Origin of the sequence: Hydrogenophaga sp. A37, assembly GCF_002001205.1 — a bacterium.
Classification (GTDB): domain Bacteria; phylum Pseudomonadota; class Gammaproteobacteria; order Burkholderiales; family Burkholderiaceae_C; genus Hydrogenophaga.
On the sequence record NZ_MUNZ01000145.1, the window covers coordinates 23558 to 46825 of the forward strand.

Here is a 23268-nt window from a genome sequence, read left to right on the forward strand (position 1 = left end):
CTTTGACAGGAGTACAGGCATGACGAACAGCATCGGCAGCACCGCCCGGGTGGCGGGGCCCATTCCCGCCACGGCGCCCAACCCGCTGGCCAACGAGGACTTGCTGCCCACCACGGCGGCGCAGCGCCACTGGGCCTGGAAGGACTACGCGGCCCTGTGGGTGGGCATGGTGGTGTGCGTGCCCACCTACACCATGGCCAGCTCCATGCTCGACCAGGGATTCACCTGGCAGATGGCGGTGTGGCTGGTGTTCCTGGCCAACTGCATCGTCTTGGTGCCCATGCTGCTGATCGGTCGCGTGGGGCCCAAATACGGGGTGCCGTTCCCGGTGTTGGCGCGGGCCTCGTTCGGCGTCAAGGGCGCCAACCTGCCGGCCATCCTGCGCGGTCTGGTGGCCTGCGGCTGGTTCTCCATCAACTGCTATTTCGGCGCGCTCGCGCTGCACGGCTTCCTGAACATCCTGGGCATGGGCCTGGCCGGGCCGGTCGAGGGGCAGACCATCAGCACCTCGCAGTTCATGTGTTTCCTCGCGTTCTGGGCGGTGCACCTCTGGTTCATCTGGAAAGGCCCCGAGTCGATCCGCGTGCTGGAGGTGATCGCCGCGCCGCTGATGATTGGCGCGTCCATCCTGCTGGTGGCGGTGCTGATGGTGAAGGTGCCCGCGGGCCAGCTGTTCAACCTGCCCGCCAAGGTGGTGGAGGGTGGTCCCAAGACCTGGGCCGCGCTCACCGGGCTGGTGGGCTTCTGGGCCACGCTGGCGCTCAACATCCCGGACTTCACGCGCTTCGCCAAATCGCAGAAGGACCAGCTCGTCGGCCAGGCCATCGGCCTGCCGATTCCGATGGCGCTGTTCTCCATGGTGGGCGTGATCGGCTTCTCGGCCTCGTCCATCCTGTATGGCAAGGCGCAGCTGTTCCCCGACGGCCTGCTCACCCAGATGGGCAGCGTGGCCGCGGGCGTGGGCCTGCTGGTGATCCTGCTGGCCAACCTGACGACCAACGTCGCCGCCAACTTGGTGTCACCGTCGTACGACTTCAGCCAGGTCGCGCCTTCGAAGATCAGCTTTCGCATGGGCGGGATGATCGCGGCCGTCATCGGCCTGCTGTTCATGCCCTGGAAACTGCTGGCCACCTCGGGCGGCTACCTCTTCACCTGGCTGGGCGGCTACGGCACGCTGCTGGGCGCCATCGCCGGCATCCTGCTGGTGGACTACTACCTGGTGCGCAAGAGCGTGCTCAAGGTGGACGACCTGTACCGCCGGGGCGGCGAGTACGAGTACAGCAACGGCTGGAATGTGCAGGCCCTCATCGCCTTCGCGCTGGGCGTGTTGCCCTGCCTGCCGGGTTACCTGGCCGTGTCCGGCTTGATCGATAAAGCCGCCGTGCCGGGCCTGCTGCTGGCCCTGTTCGACTTCGGCTGGTTCTTCAGCCTGGCCGTGGCCGGCGGCTACTACTACCTGACCGCCAAGAAGGCGTGATCCCATGACCCTGCCGTGGCCCGTGGCCACCGGCGGGGTCTTTTCGACCCGCATCCATGCACCCTTGAAGGAGACCCCCATGAGCCAAGCCCTAGTGATCCGCGGCGGCACCGTGGTCAATGCCGACCGCGAACAACGTGCCGATGTGCTGTGTGTGGATGGCCACATCGTGGCCATGGGCGAGCGCGCGGCCGAGCTGGCACCGGCCGGGGCGCAGACCCTGGACGCCAGCGGCCAGTACGTGCTGCCCGGCGGCATCGACCCGCACACCCACATGCAGCTGCCGTTCATGGGCACCGTCACCATGGACGACTTCTTCACCGGCACGGCCGCGGGCCTGGCCGGCGGCACCACCAGCATCATCGACTTCGTGATCCCAGACCCGCAGGAACCCATACTGGACGCCTACCGCAAGTGGCGCGGCTGGGCCGAAAAGTCGGCGGCCGACTACAGCTTCCACGTCGCCATCACCTGGTGGAGCGAGCAGGTGCGTGCCGACATGGGCACCCTGGTGCAAGAGGAAGGCGTGAACAGCTTCAAGCACTTCATGGCCTACAAGAACGCCATCATGTGCGACGACGAAACCCTGGTGAACAGCTTCAAGCGCGCGCTGGAGCTGGGCGCCATGCCCACGGTGCACGCCGAAAACGGCGAGCTGGTCTACCTGCTGCAGCAGGAGGTGGCCAAGATGGGCATCACCGGCCCCGAAGGCCATCCGCTGTCGCGCCCGTCCATGGTCGAGGCCGAAGCCGCCAACCGCGCCATCGCGATTGCCGACGTGCTGGGCGTGCCCATCTACGTCGTGCACGTGAGCTGCATGGAGTCGGCCGACGCCATTGCCCGCGCCCGTGCGCGCGGCCAGCGCGTGTACGGCGAGGTGCTGGCCGGCCACCTGCTGGTGGACGACAGCGTCTACCGCGACCCGGACTTTGCCCGCGCCGCAGCGCACGTGATGAGCCCGCCCTTCCGGCCCAAGGCCCACCAGGAGGCGCTGTGGCGTGGACTGCAGTCCGGTCAGTTGCACACCACCGCCACCGACCACTGCACCTTCTGCGCCGCGCAGAAGGCTGCGGGCAAGGACAACTTCGCCAAGATCCCCAACGGCACCGGCGGCGTGGAAGAGCGCATGGCCGCCATCTGGGACGGCGGCGTCAACACCGGGCGCCTCACGCCCAGTGAGTTCGTGGCCATCACCTCGGCCAATGCCGCCAAGCTGTTCAACATCTATCCGCGCAAGGGCTTCGTGGGCGAGGGTGCAGACGCCGACCTCGTGCTGTGGGACCCGCAGGGCAGCAAAACGTTTTCCGCCAAGACGCAGCACAGCAAAGGCGACTTCAACATCTTCGAAGGCCGCACCGTGCGCGGCATCCCCAGCCACACCATCAGCCAGGGCCGCGTGGTGTTTGCCCAGGGCGATCTGCGCGCCGAGCCCGGCACAGGCCGTTACGTCAAACGCCCCGCGTTTGGTGTCAACTTCCAGGCGGTGCAAAAGCGCGCACAGGATCTGGCGCCCACGGCCGTGGCGCGCTGACCGACGAACGATGCATCTGGAGAACACCATGGACACCCAAGTCAAACCGGCCATCGACATCGACCAACTGCGCATCAACGGCGAGCGCCTTTGGGCCTCGCTCATGGAGCTGGCGCAGATCGGCGCCACGCCCAAGGGCGGTGTCTGCCGCCTCGCCCTGACCGACCTGGACAAGCAGGGGCGTGACCTCGTTACCCGCTGGGCGCGCGAGGCCGGCATGAGCGTCACCATCGACAAGATCGGCAACGGCTTCATGCGCCGCCCTGGGCGAAACAACAGCCTGCCGCCCATCATGACCGGCAGCCACATCGACACCCAGCCCACGGGCGGCAAGTTCGACGGCAACTACGGCGTGCTCGCCGGCATCGAGGTGGTGCGCACCCTGAACGACCACGGCATCGAAACCGAAGCCCCCATCGAAGTGGCGTTCTGGACCAACGAAGAGGGCTCGCGCTTCGTGCCCGTGATGATGGGCTCGGGCGCCTTCGCCAAGGCCTTCACGCTTGAACACGCTTACGCCGCCACCGACACCGAGGGCAAAACCGTGAAGGGCGAGCTGGAGCGCATCGGCTACATCGGCGAGCAGGAGCCAGGCGACCACCCCATCGGCGCCTACTTTGAAACCCACATCGAACAAGGCCCGGTGCTCGAAGACAACCACAAGACCATCGGCGTGGTCAGTGGCGTGCTGGGCATCCGCTGGTACAACTGCACCGTGACCGGCATGGAGGCCCACGCCGGCCCCACGCCCATGGCGCTGCGCAAAGACGCGCTGCAGGTGGCCGCGCACCTGATGCAGGAAGTGGTGGCCTGCGCCCACCGTCACCCGCCGCACGGACGTGGCACGGTGGGCATGGTGCAGGTGTTTCCCAACAGCCGCAACGTGATCCCGGGCCAGGTGAAGTTCAGCATCGACCTGCGCAACGCCACCGACGCCGACTGCGACAGCATGGACCAGGACATCCGCGCCGTGGCCGCCAAGCTCAGCGCTGACACCGGGCTGCCCATCCAGATCGAACCGGTGTCCAACTACCCGGCCCAGGTGTTCCACCCCGACTGCGTGGACGCCGTGGGCCGCGCCGCCGCCAAGCTCGGCTACAGCCACATGCCCGCCGTCTCGGGCGCCGGGCACGACGCGGTCTACATGGCCCGGCTGGCGCCCGCTGGCATGGTATTCATCCCCTGCAAGGACGGCATCAGCCACAACGAGATCGAAGACGCCAAGCCGGAGCACATCACCGCAGGCTGCAACGTGCTGCTGCACGCCATGTTGGAACGCGCGGGAACTTGAAACACCCCCGCTGCGCTTCGCGCGACCCGTCCAGGAGGCACACCTGATTCCTTCGACCAGCGCAGGAAGCTCCGGAGCGAAGTGCCTTCATCCAGAGATACCGTGGAACCGGCTTTGCCGGGCCACTGGTATCGCCCCCTTGAGGGGGTCGCGCGCAGCGCGGCGGGGGTGCTTCATGTCACGCAGGCGCGTTCGCTCGCGTCCAGCGGCTCCAGCCAGTCCAGCTGTTTCTCCAGCACCTCCACCGTGGCTTCCGAGGCATCGGCCCCGCGTGCCTGCCGCTCGGTGATGCGGCGGCGCAGCTCGTCGGGTGGCGCTTCGCAGGCGAGGATGTGAAACGGCACGCCTGAGCTCTGGGCCAGCGCCACGAAATCGGCACGCTCGGCCGCGCGCAGAAAGGCCGCGTCCACCAGCACCGTCCAGCCGTCGGCCAGCAGCATGCGCGCACGCGACAGCAGCGAGGCATAGGTCTCGCCGTGCGCCTGCTCGCTGTAGAGCCCGGCGTTCAGGCCCGAGCCGCTGGGGGCCAGCGCGCTCAGGCCGTGCAGGCGCTTGCGCTCCACGTCGGAGCGCAGGCGGATTGCGCGCCCGCTGGTTTCGGCCGCGAGCCAGCGGCTGGAGGCCCAGGTTTTGCCGCTGCCCGAGAGGCCGTGGGTGATCACCAGCTGCGGCCTGGGCGGGTGGGCGATGTCGCGCGCCAGCGCGAGGTAGCGCCGGGCTTCGGCCAGGCTCGCGTCGGCTTCGGTCGAGGCCCCCGCGCCACCCAGTTGCCCCAGCCGGATCGCCGCCACCTTGGCGCGCACCCCGGCGCGGTAGCTGGCGAAGAAGGTCCACACGGTGTGCGAGGACACGTCGCCACCGGCATCGATCCAGGCGCTGAGCAGCGTGTTGGCCAGGCCGGGGCAGCCGTGGCTCAGCAGGTCCATCCAGACAAAGGCCACGTCGCTCGCCACGTCGATCCAGCGCAGCGCGTCGTTGAATTCGATCGCGTCGAAAGGCAGCACCTCGTCTTCGATCAACACCAGGTTGGCCAGGTGCAGATCGCCGTGGCCCTCGCGCACGCGGCCCTTCTGGCGCCGCCGTGAGAGCAGCGGTTCGATGGCGTTGAAACGCTGCTCGGTCCACTCGCTCAGCTCGCGCACCAGGGCGGCGTCGGCGGGCTCGGTCAAGGCTGTTCGCTGGGAGGTGAAGTTGTCGCGCGGCCAGCGCATGGCCGCCGCGGCGTGCCCCCAGGGCTGGCCGTTGCCGGCCGCAGCGGCCCCGGCCTGAAACGCCGCCATGCGCCGCGCCAGCCCGGTCATGTGCTCGGGCGTCAGCGCGCCGCGCTCGCACAGGTGGTCCAGCCGGGCCGCTTCATCGAAACGGCGCATCTGCACCGCGAACTCGATGGCCTGTCCCGCGTCGGCCTTGCCGGGCGCGCCCCAGCGCGGCTGTTCGGGCGTGCCCACGATGGGCAACACGCCCAGGTAGAGCTGCGTGGCGGGTCGGTTGAGATCCTGGAAGCGCCGGTTCACCCGGATCTCGGTTTCGCTGGCCTGGCGGCGCAGGGCCAGGGTGCTGAAATCCATGAAGGGGAAACGCACCGGCTTCTTGATCTTGTAGGCGAACTCGCCCGCCAGCAGCACCCAGGCGCCGTGCGTTTCCATCAGCTCCACGCGCTCCACCGGTTGCAGCGACACGCCGGCATACCGCGCCGGCTCCAGCAGGGCGGTGATCAGGGGGGGCAGCGCGTCGTTCATGCGGATGACTTTAAGCGCGTTGGCCCTCTCGTTGCCTGACACCGCCCAGTGCCCGCCGTTTTTGCCCTGAAAATGCGCCCACAACGACCCGCGGAGACAACGCCCATGAGCCTCGCCCACCTGCTCGAACGCGCGGCGCTTCAAGACCCGGCGCGGCCCGCGATCTTCAATGGCACCCAGTGCGTGGCCACGCACAGCGAGTGGGCAGCGCGCGCCGCGCGAGTGGGTGCTCACCTGCTGGTGACTGGTTTGGCGCCCGGCGACCGCGTCGTGATCTTCATGCGCAACCACCCGCGTTACCTGGAGCTCATGTTCGGCGCCTGGTGGGCCGGGCTGGTGGTGGTGCCCGTCAACGCCAAGCTGCACCTGAAAGAAGTGCAGTGGATCGTGGAGAACTCGGCCGCGCGGTGGGCCTTTGTGACCGCCGATGTGGCGCCCGACCCCGCCGCGCTCACCGGGCTGGATGGCGTGATGGACGCCGACAGTGCCGAATCCGGTGCGTGGATCAATGAAGGCGAAGCCCTGCCCGCCATCGAAGAACGCGCCCCCACCGACACCGCCTGGCTGTTCTACACCAGCGGCACCACCGGCCGCCCCAAGGGCGTGATGCTCACGCACCGCAACCTGATGACCATGGGGCTCACCTACTTCAACGATGTCGACCACGTGGACCCGCAAGACGCCATCGCCTACGCCGCGCCCATGTCGCACGGCGCCGGCATCTACGCCATCCCGCATCTCATGGCCGGTGCGCGCCACGTGGTGCCCGCCTCGGGCGGCTTCGACGCCGCCGAGCTGTTCGTGCTCGGCCAGCAGATCGGGCCGCTCTCGCTGTTCGCCGCGCCCACCATCGTCAAACGCATCGTCGACGAAGCCGAGGCGCAGGGCTTCACGCCCCAGCAGTGCGGTGAGAGTTTCAAGACCATCGTCTACGGCGGCGCGCCCATGTACGCGGCCGACATCCAGCGTGCCCTGCGCACCATGGGCCCGCGTTTCGTGCAGATCTACGGCCAGGGCGAAAGCCCCATGGTCGGTACCGCGCTCAGCCGCGCGCACCTGGCCGACGCCAGCCATCCGCGCCACGCCGAGCGCCTCGCCTCCGTGGGTGTGGCGCAGACGCCGGTGCGCATCCGCGTCGCGGGGCCAAACGGCGAGCCGCTGCCACCGGGCGAGGTGGGCGAGGTGCTGATCCAGGGCGACAGTGTCATGGCCGGCTACTGGCGCAACCCCGAAGCCACCGCCACCGCCGTGCGCGACGGCTGGCTCTGGACCGGCGACATGGGCGCGCTCGACGCCGACGGTTTCCTGACCCTCAAAGACCGCAGCAAAGACCTCATCATCAGCGGCGGCAGCAACATCTACCCGCGCGAGGTGGAAGAAGTGCTGCTCACCGCGCCCGGCGTGTCCGAAGTGGCCGTGGTCGGCGCCCCCGACCCCGAGTGGGGCGAAATCGTCGTCGCCTTCGTGGTGCCATTGCCCGGTGCGGCGCTGGATGCCAAGGCGCTGGACGCCTTCTGCCTCGACCACATCGCCCGCTTCAAGCGGCCCAAGCGTTATGAAATCGTCGAGGCGCTGCCCAAGAACAACTATGGGAAGGTGTTGAAGACCGAGTTGCGGGAGCGGGTGGCCGGTGGGTAGCGGCAGGCCGCTCATACCAGGCGCTCCAGATGAGGCCGCATCACACACGGACAGCGCAGGCGAATGCCGCAGAATGCCGCCATCCCCACCCGGCGCTTGATCGCCTGCTTGCCTGTGAACCCTTCAACCACCCGCCACCACGGCTTCACGCTGATCGAATTGATGGTCGTGGTGGCCATCATCGCCATCCTCGCGCTGATGGCCGTGCCCAACCTGGCCGGCAAGTACGTCCGCGAAAACATCGTCGAGGCCATGCCGCTGGCGAAGATCGCCAAAGAGCCTGTGGCCGCCGCCTGGGCCGCCACCAAGACCATGCCCGACGACAACGCCAGCGCGGGGCTGCCGGCGCCCGAGAAGATCGTCAACAACGTGGTGAAGTCGGTCACGGTGGAGGGCGGTGCGATCCACATCGTGTTCGGCAACCGCGCCAATGGCGCCCTGCAAGGCAAGACGCTGACCCTGCGCCCGGCCGTGGTGGAAGACGCGCCCATCGTGCCGGTGGCCTGGGTCTGCGGCCACGCGAAGGCGCCCGACAAGATGAAGGCGCTGGGCACCGACAAGACCGACATTCTTCCCGCCCACCTGCCGGTGAACTGCGTTTAGGGGTGCCGAAGGCGGCACCGGAAGAAGAGATGACCGCGCTCTTGGGCGACTGACTTCGTCACCAAGGTCTTTGAAGGCCCCTACCAACAGACCCGCCAGGCACGAGTCAGGCAACGTCCCAAGCCGCGCCCGCCCGCCACTGCCCGCGAAAAGGCTCACCCGTTGCCAGAGCGGCCAGCACCGGCTGGAGGAACAAGCGCAGGGCCGCGACCACCTCGGCCAACGGCAGCGCCTGCAAATCGTTCTTGCGAAGAAACGCTTGCCATTGCCGCGTTTTCTGAGCGTCCGACGCGAACTCGTCCGACAGGCCGAGCGGCAAACCTGTCGGCAGGGCCGTGCCCCGACGCTCGAACGTGGCCGCAATCGCCCGGCCCAGCACGCTGCCGTCAAAGTCGCTGTGCCGCGCCAGAACCCAGAGGTCGAAGTAGTCTTTCAGGCGCGTGTTGAGCATGCCCAGCGAGGCCATGGCTTCCAGCTTTTCCGCCACCACCGTCTCGCGGGGGTACACCCGCAATTGCGCTTTCGGCATGTCGTCCAGGATCGCTGGGTACTCCGCTTCTTCCGGGCCGGGCACCACGGCATCGCCAAAACCCACGTCGATCTGCACCGGGCAGCGCGCGCCGTCCAGCAGACCCACCAGCGTGAGGCGCACACCTGCGTAGTTGGCCTCCTTGCGGATCTCCACCGCCTTCACCGTGTCCGCCAGGAAAACAATGCCGTCCTCGCACGCGATCTGGCTCAGTTCGCGGAACACCTGCTCCAGATGTGGAATCTCGGAAGAGCCAAAGCCGAGCAGGTCCGCGTCATGCGTGGGGCGGTGCGGCTCGTCAAACCACAGGTCGAACAACAAGGCTCCTTTGAGCAGAAACTGACCGCCCAGCCCAGACACGCTCAGGCGGAACAACATCCGCTCCAGCGCATAGCGCGTGAGCAGCAGATTGAAATCCACCCCACTGGCGCGGGCCTTGTTGAGCAGGCGCGCGCGCACCGACGCGGCCAGGTTGCGCGGGCCGCTCACTGGACTACCCCCCGTGCTGCGCACTGCGGGGCCGAGCGCCTTCGGAACGGCCGGGCGGCGCTCATGCCAGGCTCTCCAAATATGGCCGCATCACATTCGCCACGCGGCAGACCTTCGCAAAGTGCCACAGCTCGTCACTCGTCATGCGTTTGCTGGCCCAGGCCTCGCGAAGCGCCTCCAGCGCCACGTCCAGTCCGATCTTGTTTCGGTACTTGAAGCCATCCGCCACCGTCTTGGCCACGCTGGTCACGCGAACCGCCACGCCATCGACCTCGTGTGTTTCCACGCCCTCGGTCAGCGCCGCACCCGAGAAGCGCACGATGCGCAGCGGCGGATAAGCCAGCCGGGGCGCCGCCGCCTTGTTGCCCACGGCCAGCCACACCTCAAACGGCGCCTGCGTCGTCAGGCCGTGAAAACGCAGGGCCGACAGCAGACAGACCACCCCCTTGGGCACCCGCCGCGCCACCTCGGCCAGCGAGCCGTGTGCCGACACCGGCCGCGCGGGCAGCCCATACAGCCCGCGCCCGATGCGCTCCAGCTGCCCGCCCCGCACAGCGCGGGTCAGCGCCACCCGCGCAATGCCCAGCGCGTCCAGGTCGCGCGGGCGCACCAGCCCGCTGGAGCGAGCGAGAGCGAGCAGTTGGTCGGCCTGGGTGTTCATCGGTGGGGCATTGTTCCATAAGTGAGGTATTTATTGATAAAAGCCGATGAAAAGGAACTTTGCCGCCATGGGCGGCCCCTCAGGCCGCCTGCGCGCCCAGGCCCTGCATTTGTTTCACCCAGCGCTGCACCTGCTCGGGCTTGGCTTCGCTGGCTGGCCCCAGGTGCGTCAGCTTGGTGGGCTTGAGGCCGACGAACTCCAGGATCTGCCGGCGCAGCTGCCAGATCAGGGCGTTCTTGTAGGCCAGCCGCATGAACCAGCCCGGCGTGTCGGAGGTGATCACCACGCGCGCGCTGCGGCCCGTCAGCATCGGCAGCGGCAGGCCGAGCAGGCTCTTCTTGCGGGTGTCGAAGGCCCGGCCGGGCAGCAGCGCCCGGTCAAACAGGCCCTTGAGCTTGGCGGGCAGCCCGCCCCACCACATGGGCGTGGACATCATGAAATGCTCGCTCCACGACAGGTCTTGCAGCAGTTGCTCCAGCGCGGGTTCCAGCGGCTTGGGTTGCTCGAAGTTGCCCCTGCCGAAGTCGGCGTCGAACGCCAGGTCGTGCAGGTGCGTGAGGCGAACCTCGTGCCCGGCCTTTCGCGCGGCGTCGGCATAGGCCTCCACCAGGGTGCGGGACAGCGAACGTTCGGCCGGGTGGCCGTTGAGAATGAAGATGCGTTTCACGGGTGTGCTCCTATAAAATTGACCGAAGTCAAATTTATAGGTCAAAAACTGACCAAGGTCAATATAAATTGACTTAGGTCACTTTATGGCCGCCCATACCCCATGAAAAAAGCCGTCCAGCAGCGCACCCTGGAAACCCGCTCCCGCCTGACCTCGGTGGCGGACCAACTCGTCGCCGAAAAGGGCTTCGAGGCCCTGCGCATCGAAGAAACCGTGCAAGCCGCGGGCGTGGCCAAGGGCACGTTCTTTGCCCACTTCAAGGACAAGGACGAGCTGATGGACCTGCTCATCGGCCAGCGCATCGAGACCCTGCTCGACGGCATGGCGGCCGAACCCGCGCCGCGCGACGCAGACCAGCTGGCCCAGCGCCTGATGCCGCTGGTGGAGCTGATGTCGTCCGAGCGCTATGTGTTCGACCTCATCATGCGGCGCTCGGGCGCCATGGCGGTGGAAGAGATCGGCCCCATCGCCCTCAGCTTCGGCCGGCTCGGCGAGCTTGTGGGCCAGTGGCTGGCGCAGGGCGCGTTCCGCCAGGACGTGCCGATCGAGATATTGGTTGAGGGCGTGGAAGCCTTTTTGATGCAGACCCTGGCGCTGAACTTCTGTGCGCTGCACAAAGACAAGACCATGAAGGCCCGGTTGCAGCCTTATCTGCGGGCTTGGTTGGCGCCGGTGGCGGGGTGAGCCGGGTGTGGCCGAGGTTTGGCTGATCGCTTTGCAGGCACGGGGCAAAAGGAAAGACCTGATCCCGTTGGTTGGTTCATGCTTCGGGAAGTCTGCACAACAAACCGCCAACGAGGGAGTTCTGCAGACCTTGTCTATGTCTTGTCATTTTTTGAAAGATCAACGACGGGCCTTAGGTGGACACCCTTTCGATCAATCTCGGCAAGTTGGCCTGCGTACATGGAACTGATTCTCTTGAGTTCGTCAAGCGCCGCATTCTTAAATTCGGAAATGACGACCGCGCTTGCAGACCCCGGCGGGATCTCAACTGTTCTCTCTTCTTTTAGTGTTGGCCAGAAGATACGAAACTCATCCTGCCACGCGTCGTCAATGTGCTTGAGAAAATGACTGCGATTGTGGTCTATTGTGTAATTGCAATCGCTTGATATTCCTTGAGCCCCAAGCTGTTTGTCTATTGTGGTCTTGAGGGCTTCGATATTATCTATTCTAACGCAGAATTTTCTATTGAATCTCGCGGCAATGGCGTTGCTGAAGGAATTTGCAAAGCAAAGAACTAATCCATTTTCATGTCTTAGCTCTCTAATATATATGTCTGGTACTGGCTTCCCACTGGAGTATCTGTTTCTTTCAAAACTCACAAGACTAATGTTTCCCTCAAAGTCACACCCCGCTCGACTTGCATCTTGCAACGAAATGTTCGAATTGAGTATTAGGTTCTCATCTGGTGTCATTTGTTGCGCGCGCTCCTCCGACTTGTATGTGCTCGATGGCTTTATTGGGAGCTTTCCACCATCAGTCCATGTTTTGATCATCCACTCCTCTTGCAGGTAAACATATTTACCACCGTCTCTTATGCAGCAGGTCTCTCGGTGATTTGCTGTCTCGTTGAGGTCGATTTTTTTGTGGATATGTTCAACGTAGTCGCGGGTGCTAACGATGTGTGGAAAATCACGGCATGATCGAATAACCCCAATAGTGGTAAACAGTTTTCCGCGAAGCAGAAGATTGGCAGTGGCTCGTTGTTTGATTTCGTTTGTATAATCTCGATACGATGATTGTCCTTGAATATATGCGCTGATTATTGAGAATAGTTCGGTAGCCCCATGCTCCGGTAGGCGACGCAGCATCTCTATAATGGTATAGATATCGTCGTGGACTGCCAAGAAGCAGTTTTCATCAAGCTCGCATTGATTGATGGAAAAACCACCCTCTCCATGGAATAGAAATCGACATTCAAAAAATCTGCATCTAAAAAAGCGCTTGCTGTCAATCCGAACGTCGCATCGGAAAAAGTCCTGATTTTCAACGGTTTCCATTGATTCCTCCATCTGTTTAGGGGTGCCGTGTTTCACGGGAATCAGGCGCCGGCTAGTGAACTAAGTATGCCAATAACCTGGAAGTGAAAGGCGGCACCTGGGATTTCCTTTCAGATGGTCATTGATTTAGCAACCCGCAGTAGCTCAGTTTGCAGATTGCAACTCAATAGTGAAAAACCGACTAAACGGATCATCCCTGTAATCCGCAAACGGCCCACATTCCAAAAACCCAAATCGCCGGTACATCGCCATCGCCGGTTCAAACGCCGGCGTGCTTCCGGTTTCCAGGCTCACCCGCGCGTAGCCGCGCTGGCGTGCGAGGGAGAGAAGTTCGGTGAGGATGGCTTGGGCGGCGCCCTGGCGCAGGTGGCGCGCGCTGGTGCGCATGGACTTGAGTTCGCCGTGCCCGCCGCCGAACGCGGTGGTGGGCGCCAGTTCCTTGATGGCGCCCATGGCGAGCAGTTCGCCTTCAGCCTCGTCGGGTGAGTCCGAAGGCGCGGGGCGCCAGGCGGTCAGGAACGTGATCTCCGGCCGGCGCAGACCGTCGAGGTCCAGCGCAAACACGCACTCGGGCGGCGACTCGGCGCGCATGCCGGCGAGGTGCTCCTCCAGCAGGGCGATCACCTGCTGGTGAGTGAGTTCGCGGTCGATGCGGATGTGGAACGGGCGCGGCTGTGCGTCGTTCATGTGGCGTCCCTCCCCGGGTGGCGTTGCTGTGGGCTATTGGCTCTGCGGCCATTGTGTACGGTTTGTTACGAAGGGGGCAAGGGGGTGCAGAGCGCCTTGATGTCTTCGATGCGCGGCTCGGTGAGCCACAGCGTGTCCACCAGCTGAAACACATGCGGCGCCAAAGGTGTGCCGACGACCTCGTCTCTGCGCAAGCCACGGCCACAGAGTTCGGCCTTGGTGTGGTGCCGGTCGCCTGCATCCACCACCATGAAGGACCCGCCGTTGGGCGAGGGGCGGAAGCGAAGGCACACGAGTTGCCGCTGGCTGGCCTGGGTGCCCTCGCCCCAGGGGCCCATGATGAGGTCGATGTGGGGGAAATGCTGGGGTGAGCCGACTGTCCACTGGACGTAGTAGATGGCTTGCGTTCCCTCGTCGTCCGAGAGGTCGCCCCAGATGGTCTTCGACGTCTGCCCACAGCAGTCGCAGGTGCCTTGGGAATCTTTCCAGAATGTGGCGGTCAAGGACGTCATGGGTCGTCAGTACAACACTTGCAGCTTGTCGTCAAAAGTGAGCGCGCTGATGGTCCAGCCGTTCTTTCCCCGGTAGCTGTAGAAGTGCCAGCGGGTGGCGTGCATGTCGAATTTGTGGATGTAGGTCAGCCGCACCAGGGAGCTGCCCACGCGTTTTTCTTCGATGAACTCGTGGCCTCTTGATGCGCCGAAACGGGTGGTCCATACAGGAAGCGCCAGGTTCGCCTGCCCCACCATGCTCTCGAACTCCGCACTGCTCACCACAAAGAGCGGCTGGATGCTTTTGAGTCCACCGGCGAGGTCGCCACGGCCCACGGTTTCCATGGCGGCGTCAGTCGCCTTCTTGAGATCTTCAATGGTCGGAACCCCCTGGGCTGAGGCCGACGCAGCCGCAAGCAAGAGAGCGATGGTGGTGATGACGCGCGAAAGCAGTTTCATGGTGTACCTCCCTGTGATGTAAATGATGGGAAAGGATACCGCTGCCTGGTAAGAGACTGGCTTGCCCAGCCGCGATGGTTGACCGTCAGTGTTTGCACATGTCAAGTCCCGGGAGGTGTCCGCAGTACGGGTTGCTCAAGCTGCCCGCACTGCGAGCCGATAAGCACTGAACACCTCTCAAGGATTCGCCATGGATGTCTCTCCCTCACCCGCCTTGCTCGTGGACCGCGTGCTTCAGATGGGCAACAGCCAGACCAAGCAAGAAGTGCAAATCAACGTGCTGAAAAAAGCCATGGACATGCAGGAGTCGGCGTCGGCGGCGTTGCTGAACGCTGTGGCGGGGAACCTGCCGCTGGCGGGCAGTGGGTCGGTGGGGACGCAGGTCAACACGATGGCTTGATGCCGGTGCCTGGATGACGTTCAGGCCTGTCCCACGCACCGCCGCGCTGCCATGCGACAGTGCCCCATTCGGCTTGACGGGGCTATTGCAGTTGGAACACGAACGGGTGGCGAACGTACAGTGACACCCCCACACCGTCGCGGGTGGGTGGGACAAACTTCCATTGAGATACCGCGTCACTGGCCAGCTCGGTCAAGTCCTTGTGGCTGCTCTCGATGACCTTGATGTCGCCCACAGATCCGTCAGGCAACACCCGGAACTGCAGCAGTACCTTCCCTTCGATGCCACGCTGGCGAAGGTGGTCCAGGTATTTGGGCAGCTCGACCTTCACCAACCGTAAGGGCGCGTCCAGGGGCGGCCAGATTTGCCGGTCCAGCACCGAGTTGGACAGTGCACGTTCCGCTTCGGCGCTGTTCAGTGTGGTTTCGTCGGTCCCGACCTGGTATCCGCCCCGTTTGTGCAACTGGGCGCAGCCGCCCAGCAGAACCAAGGGCAACAGGCAGGCGAGGACGCGCAAGGGTGAGAGGAGCATGTGTGTGTTTTGGTGGGGCAGCGGGGCACGCGATGATTTCATGACACCGCCGCAGCTCCGTGCCTTTGCGCCGCTCAAGGCGGGGGTGTCGCAAAAAGGCATCAATCCCCGCAGACGGTGCTTCCCCCCTGCACACATCTCCCGCTACAGTTCGTCTCCCGCCGTTTTGCCGAGGTCGCCATTGACCTTCCGAGTGCGGCGATCCCCACCCTTTCTTCCACCCCACAAGGAGAACAACATGCAAAAGAACACGACCTCCCTGTGGGCTGGGTCAGCGGTGGCGGGGCTTTCGGTTTAACCGTCGGTTAAGCCTCCCCCTCCTTTTGTTCCGCGCCCCCCGGTGCGCCGCCTGACGCGAAAGCGTTGGCCGCGCGGTGGTGGTGTGCGCGCGTCTGTCCCGGTCCGGTTTCAACGTTTTTTGAATCTGGATTTTTCATGGGCAATTTTGTCAAGAAGCTGTCGGACCGCGCCTGCGTGGTCGCGTCCGACGCGACGTGGATGGAAGACGCGGCCATCGCGCAGCTGATCACCACGTCACAACTCGAGGGCATGCAGCGCGTCGCTGGCATGCCCGATCTGCACCCCGGCCGCGGTTACCCGGTCGGCGCTGCGTTTTTCTCGACGGAGCGTTTCTACCCCGCACTCGTGGGCAACGACATCGGCTGCGGCATGGCGCTGTGGCAAACCGACTTGCAGGCGAGCGCGGTCCGGCTGGACAAGCTGGAGAAGCGCGTGGGCAACATCGACGGCCCGATGGACGACGCGGACGCGCGGGCGCAAGCCATGTCAGACGCCGGTGTGTTGCCCAGTGGTCACGAGGCCTCGCTGGGCACCATCGGCGGCGGCAACCACTTTGCCGAGTTTCAGCAGGTGGACACCGTGCACGCGCCCGAGGCGCTGGCCGCGCTGGGCATCGACAAGCAGCGTCTGCTGCTCTTGGTGCACAGCGGCTCGCGGGGCCTGGGTGAGTGCGTCCTGCGCCAGCATGTGGATGCCTTCGGGCATGCCGGTCTGGTGGCCGACACGCCCGAGGCCGCGGCTTACCTGGCGCAGCACGACGCGGCCTTGCGCTACGCGCGCTGCAACCGCCAGCTGGTGGCGCAGCGGCTGCTGGGCAACGTGCGGGCCGAGGGTCGCTGTGTGCTGGACGTGCACCACAACTTCGTGGCGCCTTCGTCCATCCACGGGCAGGCCGGCTGGCTGCACCGCAAGGGCGCAACGCCGTCGGACGCCGGGCCGGTGTTGATTCCCGGCTCGCGCGGCGACCACAGCTACCTGGTGCGGCCCACGCGCGTGTGCCACGACACCTTGTTGTCGCTGGCGCACGGCGCTGGGCGCAAGTGGATTCGCTCGGCCTGCAAGGACCGCCTGTTCAAGCTGATGACGCCCACGCAGATGGGGCGCACGGCGCTGGGCAGCCGCGTGATCTGCAACGACCGGCAACTGATCTACGAGGAAGCGCCACAGGCCTACAAAGGCATCGACAGCGTGGTGCAGTCGCTGGTGGGTGCGGGCCTGATCGAGCTGCTGGCCCGGACCAAACCGGTGCTGACCTACAAGACCCGTGGGGAGTGCTGCGAATGATCTTGCTGCAACTCACCGCCAACACGGGGCCTGAAGAATGTTGCCTGGCCGTGCGCAAGGCGCTGGCGCAACTGCTGCGCGAATGCGAGGGCGCGGAGGTGCGCGCCGAGCTGCTGGAGCAGGTGCCCAGCGAGGTGCCGGGCAATTTCCGCTCGGTGCTGCTGGCGCTGGAGGGTGCGCAGGCGCTGGCCCTGGCTTCGCGCTGGAGTGGCAGCGTGTTATGGAGCTGCCCCAGCCCTTACCGGCCGGGCCACAGGCGCAAGAACTGGTTCATCGGGGTGGAGGTCTTCGAGACCGACGCGCCGGGCGCCAGCGGCGAGCCGCTGCACGACAAGGACCTGCGCTTCGAGACCCAGCGCGCCAGCGGCCCAGGTGGCCAGCACGTCAACAAGACCGATTCGGCCGTGCGCGCCACGCACGTGCCCACCGGCCTGAGCGTGAAGGTGCAGACCGAACGCAGCCAGCACGCCAACAAACGCCTCGCCCGCGCCCTGCTGGCGCACAAGCTGGCGGCCCAGGCGGACGACGCCGCCAGCGCTGCCCGCAACCAACGCTGGCGACAGCACCACGGCGTGGAGCGCGGGAATGCGACCCGAGCGTTTCGGGGGGAGGGGTTTGTGGAGGTGTAGGCCCGGCAGAGCGGTCCCCGCCTAGAATGCATCGCATCTGCAACGCATCAGGTCCATCCCATGAAAACCGCCACCTTGCCTTCGCTTCGCGTCGATCCCCAATTGCGTGATGCCGCGCAGAGCGTGCTGCAGGAGGGGGAGACCTTGTCGGGCTTCATCGAAGCTTCGGTGCGCGAAACCATCGAGCGCCGACGCACCCGCGCGGAGTTCGTGGCGCGTGGGCTGGTTTCACGAGATCAGGCGCGGGCCACGGGCGTCTACTTTGCTGCGAGCGAGGTGCATGCCGAACTGGGTGGGCTGCTGAGCCATGCCCGGGCGAAGGTGCAGAAGCGGGTGCAGGGTTGAGCTTCGCGGTCCGGTACAGCGCCGGTGCCCGTGACGACCTGATCCGCCTCTACCAGTTCTTGCTGGACCGGGCCAGCACGGTCGAAGACCTGGATCTGGCCGAGCAGGCGCTGAACGCGATCACCAGCGCGATGGACAGCCTGGGCCGTTCACCCTTCATCTACCGCAAAGCGGGCCAGAGCCCGTTTCTGCGTGAGCTGCTGATCCCGTTCGGGCACAGCGGCTACGTTGCCCTGTTCGAGATCGAAGACGCCTCGACCGTGACCATTCTGGCGGTGCGCCACCAGCTGGAAGACGATTACCACTGAGGGTGGTTGATTCCGGGTGCCGCTGCTACGGCCGCCGCAACATCCGCGCCGCCAGCACGCTGGCCAGCAGCACCAGCGCGCTGCCCGTCAGCGCCGTGAACTGCAGCGCGTCGGTGAAGGCGGCGCGGGCCATGAGGGTCAGTGTTTGCGCCGCTTCGGCGGGCAGGCGTTCGGCCACCGCGAGGGCGCCGCCCAGGGTGGCGAGTGCTTCCGGCGGCAGGCCTTCGCCGCCGGCCTGTGTGAGCTGCTGGCGGTAGATCAGCGTGCCCGCGCTGCCGAACAGCGCGATGCCCAGCGCGCCGCAGAATTCCGAGCTGGTTTCGGCGATGGCCGAGGCGGCGCCCGCGCGCTCGGGCGGCGCCGAGGTGATGATCTGTTCGGTGCCGATGGCGAAGACCGGCGCCATGCCCAGGCTGACCACGACCATGCCGGCCACCAGCACCCAGAGCGCCCAGGGGCCGTCGGCCCACACCATCATCAGCATGCCGGCCGCTGCCGCCGCGAGGCACCACACCATCACCGGCCCGGGCCCGAAGCGCCGCGCCAGCCAGGGCGCCAGCACCATGGAGCCAAACACGAAGCCGCCCGCCCACGGCACCGTGGCCCAGCCGGCCTGCAGCGGCGAGAGTGCCAGCACCATCTGCAGGTGCTGGGCAATGAAGATGTAAATGCCGAACATGGCCAGGCACGACAGCCCGTAGGCCATGATGGCCGTGCGAAAGGTGGGAATGGCGAACAGCCGCAGTTCGAGCAGCGGGTAGTCGATGCGCGACTGGCGCCGCACGAACGCCACGCCGAGGGCCAGCCCGGCGAGCAGCAGCGCCAGCCGCTCCCAGCTCGGGCCGTGCTCGGCCATGGCCTTGATGGTGTAGATGGTGGCGAGCACGGCGGCCAGCGAGAGCAGCACGCTCGGTGGGTCGATGCGGCCGGCGTTTTCGTCGCGGTACTCGGGCAGCAGGCGCGGCCCGAGCGCCAGCAGCAGGGCCATCACCGGCACGGCGGGCAGGAACACCGAGCCCCACCAGAAGTGCTCCAGCAGCCAGCCGCCCACCAGCGGGCCGATGGCGCTGCCGACCGAGAACGCGGTGATCCACACGCCGATGGCGAACTGGCGCTGCGTCTCGTCGTGAAACATGTTGCGGATCAGCGAGAGCGTGGACGGCGCCAGCGTGGCGCCGGCAATGCCGAGCAGCGCGCGCAGCACGATCAACTCGGCGGGCGTGCGCGCGAACGCGGCCAGCACGGAAGCCACCGCGAAGAAGGCCGCGCCGATCAGCAGCAGGCGGCGGCGCCCGATGCGGTCGCCCAGCGTGCCCATGGTGATCAGGAAGCCGGCGACGAAAAAGCCGTAGATGTCGATGATCCACAGCAGCTCCGATGCGCTGGGGGTCAGCGCCCGGCTGAGCGCGGGCACGGCCAGGTTGAGCACCGTGAGGTCCATGGCGTAGACCAGACAGGGCAGGGCGATCATGGCCAGGCCCCACCACTCGCGGCGGGTGGCCTTGGCGGGCGTTGCAGTGGGGGAATTGGGTGAGGAGTTCATGCCAGCGTCAGAGATGGAGCGCTCAGGCCCACTCAGGGTTCATTCGATGTTCAGGATGCCGCTCACCGACTGCTCCAGCAGCTCGACCAGTTCCGGGTCCATGTACTTGTACTCGTCCGGGATGTCGAGCACGTGAACCGGCTTGTTGGCCAACAAGCCGGTGAATTCGGCCGTGAGTCGCGACTTGTGTTTGTGCTCCATCACGACGATCACGTCGGCCCACCGGATGTCGTCTGCCGAGACGGTGTGGCGCGCGTTGGGGCTGGTGCCGCCCGAGCGCACGTTGAGCGTCGGGTGTCGGCGCCAGACCCGCTCGGCGGTGGGGCTGCGCCACTGGTTGCGGCTGCAGACGAAGAGCACGTTGAGTCGGTCAGAAGGCATGCGCGCACTGTAGGGCATCGCTTCACCGGCCCCTCCGCCAGCCGCCCGGGTGGCCCCGGCCGCGAAGGTTCTGGAGGCGTAAATTCCAGCGCATGACAACCGCCTACCTGTACCTCGGCGCCGCCATCGTGGCCGAAGTGATCGCCACCAGCCTGCTCAAGACCTCGGAAGGTTTCACGCGATGGTGGCCGAGCGTGGGGGTGGTGGTTGGTTACGCTGTGGCGTTTTATTGCCTGGCGCAGACCTTGGGCACGATCCCGACGGGCGTGGCTTATGCGATCTGGTCGGGCGTGGGCATCGTGCTGATCTCGCTGATCGGCTGGGTGGTGTTCAAGCAGACGCTGGACGCGCCAGCCCTGCTGGGCATGGGGCTGATCGTGGCCGGCGTGCTGGTGATCAACCTGTTTTCGCGCTCGGTGGCGCACTGAGCACCCGGCTCACCAGCTCACTTCCCGGTCGGGCGTGGCGCTGATGCGGTGGATGGTCAGGTCGGCGCCGTCGTTTTCCTCTTCCTGGCTCAGGCGCAGGCCCATGACCGCCTTGAGCGTGCCGTAGACCACCACGCCGCCGAGCAGCGCCCAGGCCACGCCCAGGGCAGTGCCGATGAGTTGCGCCGTGAAGCTCACCCCGCCGAGGCCACCCAGCGCCTGCTGGCCGAAGATGCCAGCCGCGAGGCCGCCCCAGGTGCCGCACAGGCCGTGCAGCGGCCACACGCCGAGCACGTCGTCGATCTTCCAGCGGTTCTGCGTGGCGGTGAACATCACCACAAACAGCACGCCCGCCACCGCGCCCACCACCAGCGCACCCAGCGGGTGCATCAGGTCGGAGCCGGCGCACACGGCCACCAGCCCAGCCAGCGGGCCGTTGTGCACGAAGCCGGGGTCGTTCTTGCCGGCGATCAGCGCGGCCAGCGTGCCGCCGACCATGGCCATCAGCGAGTTGACGGCGACGAGGCCGGAGATCTTGTCCAGCGTCTGCGCGCTCATGACGTTGAAGCCGAACCAGCCCACGCACAGGATCCACGCGCCGAGCGCGAGGAAGGGGATGTTTGACGGCGGGTGGGCCGAGATGCCGCCGTCTTTTCGGTAGCGGTTGGCGCGCGCACCGAGGAAGAGCACGGCGGGCAGCGCGATCCAGCCGCCCACGGCGTGCACGACCACGGAGCCGGCAAAGTCGTGGAAGGCGAAGCCGGTGGTGGCGGTGATCCAGGCCTGGATGCCGAAGTGGCCGTTCCAGGCGATGCCTTCAAAGAACGGGTAGACCAGGCCGACGATGACGGCGGTGGCGATCAGTTGCGGCCAGAACTTCGCGCGTTCGGCGATGCCGCCGGAAATGATGGCCGGGATGGCGGCGGCGAAGGTGAGCAAGAAGAAAAACTTCACCAGCTCGTAGCCGTTTTTCTGGGCCAGCGTTTCGGCGCCCACGAAGAACGAGGCGCCGTAGGCCACACCGTAGCCCACGACGAAATAGGCGATGGTGGAGACCGAAAAGTCCACCAGGATCTTGACCAGGGCGTTGACCTGGTTCTTCTTGCGAACTGTGCCGAGTTCGAGGAAGGCGAAACCGGCGTGCATGGCCAAAACCATGATGCCGCCAAGCAGGATGAACAGGGCATCAGCGCCCTGTTTGAGTGCGTCCATGAAAAATCTCCGTGCAGAAAAGCTGGTATTGGTGCGTTGAAAGCGCCAAAACAGGGTCTGCATGGCGAATCGCACCAAGCAGTAGCAAAAATCAAGCCAATAACATCATCGTGGTGCAGTTGGCACTTTAATGGTGCTTTTGGCCGGCTATTGGGCCGGCGCGCCGATGGCCCGCAGCACGCTGGGCGAAATCAGCCGGTGCATGGGCTTGACCGGCAGCATGTAGAGCCGGCCGAGCCGGTTCTTGGTGTGCACGACGGTGGTGACGGTGACGCGCACCGGCTGGCCGGCCGAGCGGGCGCAATGCACCGAGAGCACCACGTCCAGGTGTTTGTCGCGGTCGCCGAGCAGCACCTCGTCGGGCGTGTTCTCGAACAGGGTGAAGATGCCCACGCGGTCACCGGGCCGGTAGTCGGCGTCGGGCTTGGCGGGGTTGATTTCCGACAGCTCGCCGAGGTTCTTGAGGCCGACGAGTTGCACCGCGCGGTTGCGCAGGCTCATGCAGGCGTCGACCCAGCGCGGCGTGGCCTGCACGGCCTTGAGAAATTGGCGGAGAGCGCTGAGCGAGGGATCGGTGGCGTCGATGGCCCAGGCATCGCAAAAGTCGGCGCCATCCAGGCGGTTGGCGATGCGGCTGCCGGCGGGCGGGATGGTTTCGGTGGGGGTGTTCATCGGGGACTCCCTGCGCGGCCAACCACTCGGCCGAGGGGCTGTGTGCGGTCGCTGAGCCGACTATAGCCAGCGACGGAGCGCCCACAAAAAAGCCACCCCGCGGGTGGCTCGGCGGAAGAGCGCAGCCCGCTCAGCTGCAGCTCACGCTGCCGCAACCGCTCATGGTGGCGGGCTTGACGCGGTCTGGATCGACCAGGGTTTCGGTGCGGCTGTCGAAGCCCACTTCCTTCATGTGCAGCGCCAGGCCGGCGTCCATGCTGGCGGCGTGTTGCGGGAACCACTCGACCAGGGCCTCGGCGAGGCGGCTGATGATTTCGGTGTCGCCCTGCTGGAAATGGTCGACCACGGCGTTGAGGGTTTCCAGGATCGTGGCGTGGTGCGAGGCATGGCAGTTGTCGGCCGAGAAGCCGGTGGCCAGCATCCAGCGCTCTTCCTGCGCGAAGTGCTCCACCGTGTGCGCCACGAACTCGCGGTAGAGCGGCAGTTGCTCGGCAGGCGGCGTGGCCAGCAGGCGGTTGAGCATGTCCACGAATTCCTCGTGGGTGTCGTCCATGCGGTCATCGCCGGTGTGCAGCTGGGGGCTCCAGTTCAGGCCGGTGGCGGTCGACGTGGGGGCTTCGGGGGTGGCGGTGGTGTCCATGGGGCGTCACTTTAGCGGTTTCGGGGCGGGCGTCGCTTGATGGAGGTCAAGCGGGTGACGGTCACCGGATGTCAGGGCTATCATGCCGGCTCACCAACACCGTCTGGAGGACGAGATGAACTTTGTCGACGCAGTCAAGACCTGTTTCACCAAATACGTGGGCTTCGAGGGGCGCGCGACGCGCTCGGAATACTGGTGGTGGGTGCTGTTTTTGGTATTGGTGACGATCGTGCCGGGCATGCTGGGCGTGAAGATGGTCGGCGAGCTGTTGATGCTGGCCTCATTGCTACCAACATTTGCGGCGGGTGCCCGGCGGCTGCACGACATTGGCA

At 65.7% G+C, this 23268-nt stretch carries 27 protein-coding genes; 13 read left to right on the forward strand and 14 right to left on the reverse strand.

The features are described 5' to 3' along the window. Positions 1-19: 19 nt before the first annotated feature. From B0E41_RS20375 to B0E41_RS20385, 3 genes are all read left to right on the forward strand, one after another. Positions 20-1477, forward strand: a complete 1458-nt coding sequence (locus B0E41_RS20375; RefSeq protein ID WP_077333858.1) for an NCS1 family nucleobase:cation symporter-1 — start codon at positions 20-22, stop codon at positions 1475-1477. A 79-nt stretch (positions 1478-1556) separates the two neighbouring features. Then, positions 1557-3008 (forward strand): dihydropyrimidinase, encoded by a 1452-nt coding sequence (gene hydA, locus B0E41_RS20380; protein WP_077333912.1) that lies wholly within the window; start codon positions 1557-1559, stop codon positions 3006-3008. Positions 3009-3036: 28 nt separating this feature from the next. Next, complete coding sequence (locus B0E41_RS20385; protein WP_077333860.1) at positions 3037-4299, forward strand: Zn-dependent hydrolase; 1263 nt, start codon at positions 3037-3039, stop codon at positions 4297-4299. Positions 4300-4472: 173 nt separating this feature from the next. Here B0E41_RS20385 and B0E41_RS20390 read toward each other — a convergent pair whose 3' ends face one another. Continuing rightward, the gene (locus tag B0E41_RS20390) at positions 4473-6038 is read right to left on the reverse strand and encodes a bifunctional aminoglycoside phosphotransferase/ATP-binding protein (protein ID WP_077333862.1); all 1566 of its coding nucleotides are present in this window, start codon (positions 6036-6038) and stop codon (positions 4473-4475) included. 105 nt (positions 6039-6143) lie between these two features. On the opposite strand from B0E41_RS20390, the gene B0E41_RS20395 reads away from it, so the two are divergent. Together B0E41_RS20395 and B0E41_RS20400 are read left to right on the forward strand one after the other, a co-directional pair. Then, positions 6144-7676 carry an AMP-binding protein gene (locus tag B0E41_RS20395; RefSeq protein WP_077333864.1) on the forward strand — a complete coding sequence of 511 codons (1533 nt, stop codon included), beginning with the start codon at positions 6144-6146 and terminating at the stop codon, positions 7674-7676. A 63-nt stretch (positions 7677-7739) separates the two neighbouring features. After that, a complete protein-coding gene (locus B0E41_RS20400) occupies positions 7740-8279 on the forward strand; it encodes a pilin (RefSeq protein WP_077333866.1) in 540 nt (179 codons plus the stop codon). 106 nt (positions 8280-8385) lie between these two features. On the opposite strand, the gene B0E41_RS20405 is transcribed toward B0E41_RS20400, so the two are convergent. From B0E41_RS20405 to B0E41_RS20415, 3 genes are all read right to left on the reverse strand, one after another. After that, positions 8386-9297 carry a nucleotidyl transferase AbiEii/AbiGii toxin family protein gene (locus tag B0E41_RS20405; RefSeq protein WP_077333868.1) on the reverse strand — a complete coding sequence of 304 codons (912 nt, stop codon included), beginning with the start codon at positions 9295-9297 and terminating at the stop codon, positions 8386-8388. 61 nt (positions 9298-9358) lie between these two features. Continuing rightward, entirely contained in the window at positions 9359-9958 is a 600-nt protein-coding gene (locus B0E41_RS20410) for an AbiEi antitoxin N-terminal domain-containing protein (RefSeq protein ID WP_077333870.1), read from the reverse strand. 79 nt (positions 9959-10037) lie between these two features. Then, positions 10038-10625 carry an NAD(P)H-dependent oxidoreductase gene (locus B0E41_RS20415; RefSeq protein WP_077333872.1) on the reverse strand — a complete coding sequence of 196 codons (588 nt, stop codon included), beginning with the start codon at positions 10623-10625 and terminating at the stop codon, positions 10038-10040. 102 nt (positions 10626-10727) lie between these two features. Here B0E41_RS20415 and B0E41_RS20420 point away from each other — a divergent pair, with 102 nt between their 5' ends. Further along, complete coding sequence (locus B0E41_RS20420) at positions 10728-11309, forward strand: TetR/AcrR family transcriptional regulator (protein ID WP_077333874.1); 582 nt, start codon at positions 10728-10730, stop codon at positions 11307-11309. A 134-nt stretch (positions 11310-11443) separates the two neighbouring features. On the opposite strand, the gene B0E41_RS26775 is transcribed toward B0E41_RS20420, so the two are convergent. From B0E41_RS26775 to B0E41_RS20435, 4 genes are all read right to left on the reverse strand, one after another. Then, positions 11444-12625 (reverse strand): hypothetical protein, encoded by a 1182-nt coding sequence (locus B0E41_RS26775; protein ID WP_143433931.1) that lies wholly within the window; start codon positions 12623-12625, stop codon positions 11444-11446. A gap of 144 nt (positions 12626-12769) precedes the next feature. Beyond that, positions 12770-13312 (reverse strand): GNAT family N-acetyltransferase, encoded by a 543-nt coding sequence (locus B0E41_RS20425; protein WP_077333876.1) that lies wholly within the window; start codon positions 13310-13312, stop codon positions 12770-12772. A 65-nt stretch (positions 13313-13377) separates the two neighbouring features. Further along, the gene (locus tag B0E41_RS20430) at positions 13378-13824 is read right to left on the reverse strand and encodes a hypothetical protein (RefSeq protein ID WP_077333878.1); all 447 of its coding nucleotides are present in this window, start codon (positions 13822-13824) and stop codon (positions 13378-13380) included. 6 nt (positions 13825-13830) lie between these two features. Then, positions 13831-14262: a hypothetical protein gene (locus B0E41_RS20435; RefSeq protein ID WP_077333880.1), complete on the reverse strand. Its 432-nt coding sequence runs from the start codon at positions 14260-14262 to the stop codon at positions 13831-13833. Positions 14263-14452: 190 nt separating this feature from the next. On the opposite strand from B0E41_RS20435, the gene B0E41_RS20440 reads away from it, so the two are divergent. Continuing rightward, a complete protein-coding gene (locus B0E41_RS20440; protein WP_077333882.1) occupies positions 14453-14662 on the forward strand; it encodes a YjfB family protein in 210 nt (69 codons plus the stop codon). Positions 14663-14744: 82 nt separating this feature from the next. Here B0E41_RS20440 and B0E41_RS20445 read toward each other — a convergent pair whose 3' ends face one another. Beyond that, the gene (locus B0E41_RS20445) at positions 14745-15194 is read right to left on the reverse strand and encodes an energy transducer TonB (RefSeq protein WP_171984834.1); all 450 of its coding nucleotides are present in this window, start codon (positions 15192-15194) and stop codon (positions 14745-14747) included. Between the two features lie 435 nt (positions 15195-15629). Between B0E41_RS20445 and B0E41_RS20450 the strand changes: the two genes are divergently transcribed. Genes B0E41_RS20450 through B0E41_RS20465 form a run of 4 tightly spaced genes read left to right on the forward strand, consistent with a single transcriptional unit; the run spans position 15630 to position 18060 of the window. After that, positions 15630-16778 carry an RNA ligase RtcB family protein gene (locus B0E41_RS20450; RefSeq protein ID WP_077333886.1) on the forward strand — a complete coding sequence of 383 codons (1149 nt, stop codon included), beginning with the start codon at positions 15630-15632 and terminating at the stop codon, positions 16776-16778. After that, positions 16775-17407, forward strand: coding sequence for a peptide chain release factor H (prfH, locus tag B0E41_RS20455; protein ID WP_077333888.1), 633 nt, complete (start codon positions 16775-16777; stop codon positions 17405-17407). The genes B0E41_RS20450 and prfH overlap by 4 nt, the downstream gene beginning before the upstream one ends. 60 nt (positions 17408-17467) lie before the next feature. Further along, positions 17468-17752, forward strand: a complete 285-nt coding sequence (locus B0E41_RS20460) for a YlcI/YnfO family protein (RefSeq protein ID WP_077333890.1) — start codon at positions 17468-17470, stop codon at positions 17750-17752. Then, positions 17749-18060, forward strand: coding sequence for a type II toxin-antitoxin system RelE/ParE family toxin (locus tag B0E41_RS20465; protein ID WP_077333892.1), 312 nt, complete (start codon positions 17749-17751; stop codon positions 18058-18060). Before B0E41_RS20460 ends, B0E41_RS20465 begins: the two co-directional genes overlap by 4 nt. A 25-nt stretch (positions 18061-18085) precedes the next feature. Here the strand turns inward: B0E41_RS20465 and B0E41_RS20470 are convergent, their stop codons facing one another. Both B0E41_RS20470 and B0E41_RS20475 read right to left on the reverse strand, forming a co-directional pair. Further along, on the reverse strand, positions 18086-19603 hold the full coding sequence (locus tag B0E41_RS20470) for an MFS transporter (RefSeq protein WP_216350793.1): 1518 nt from the start codon (positions 19601-19603) through the stop codon (positions 18086-18088). A 39-nt stretch (positions 19604-19642) separates the two neighbouring features. Next, a complete protein-coding gene (locus tag B0E41_RS20475) occupies positions 19643-19984 on the reverse strand; it encodes a phosphotyrosine protein phosphatase (RefSeq protein WP_077333916.1) in 342 nt (113 codons plus the stop codon). Between the two features lie 92 nt (positions 19985-20076). Between B0E41_RS20475 and B0E41_RS20480 the strand changes: the two genes are divergently transcribed. Further along, a complete protein-coding gene (locus tag B0E41_RS20480) occupies positions 20077-20412 on the forward strand; it encodes an EmrE family multidrug efflux SMR transporter (protein WP_077333894.1) in 336 nt (111 codons plus the stop codon). A gap of 9 nt (positions 20413-20421) precedes the next feature. Here the strand turns inward: B0E41_RS20480 and B0E41_RS20485 are convergent, their stop codons facing one another. The 3 genes from B0E41_RS20485 to B0E41_RS20495 form a co-directional block, all read right to left on the reverse strand. Next, positions 20422-21624 (reverse strand): ammonium transporter, encoded by a 1203-nt coding sequence (locus tag B0E41_RS20485; RefSeq protein ID WP_077333896.1) that lies wholly within the window; start codon positions 21622-21624, stop codon positions 20422-20424. 147 nt (positions 21625-21771) lie between these two features. Then, positions 21772-22296: a DUF2867 domain-containing protein gene (locus B0E41_RS20490; protein WP_077333898.1), complete on the reverse strand. Its 525-nt coding sequence runs from the start codon at positions 22294-22296 to the stop codon at positions 21772-21774. A gap of 130 nt (positions 22297-22426) precedes the next feature. Further along, entirely contained in the window at positions 22427-22936 is a 510-nt protein-coding gene (locus tag B0E41_RS20495; RefSeq protein ID WP_077333900.1) for a hemerythrin domain-containing protein, read from the reverse strand. A gap of 115 nt (positions 22937-23051) precedes the next feature. Here B0E41_RS20495 and B0E41_RS20500 point away from each other — a divergent pair. Then, positions 23052-23268, forward strand: a 217-nt coding sequence (locus B0E41_RS20500) for a DUF805 domain-containing protein (protein WP_077333902.1), incomplete at its 3' end; no start/stop codon positions are given.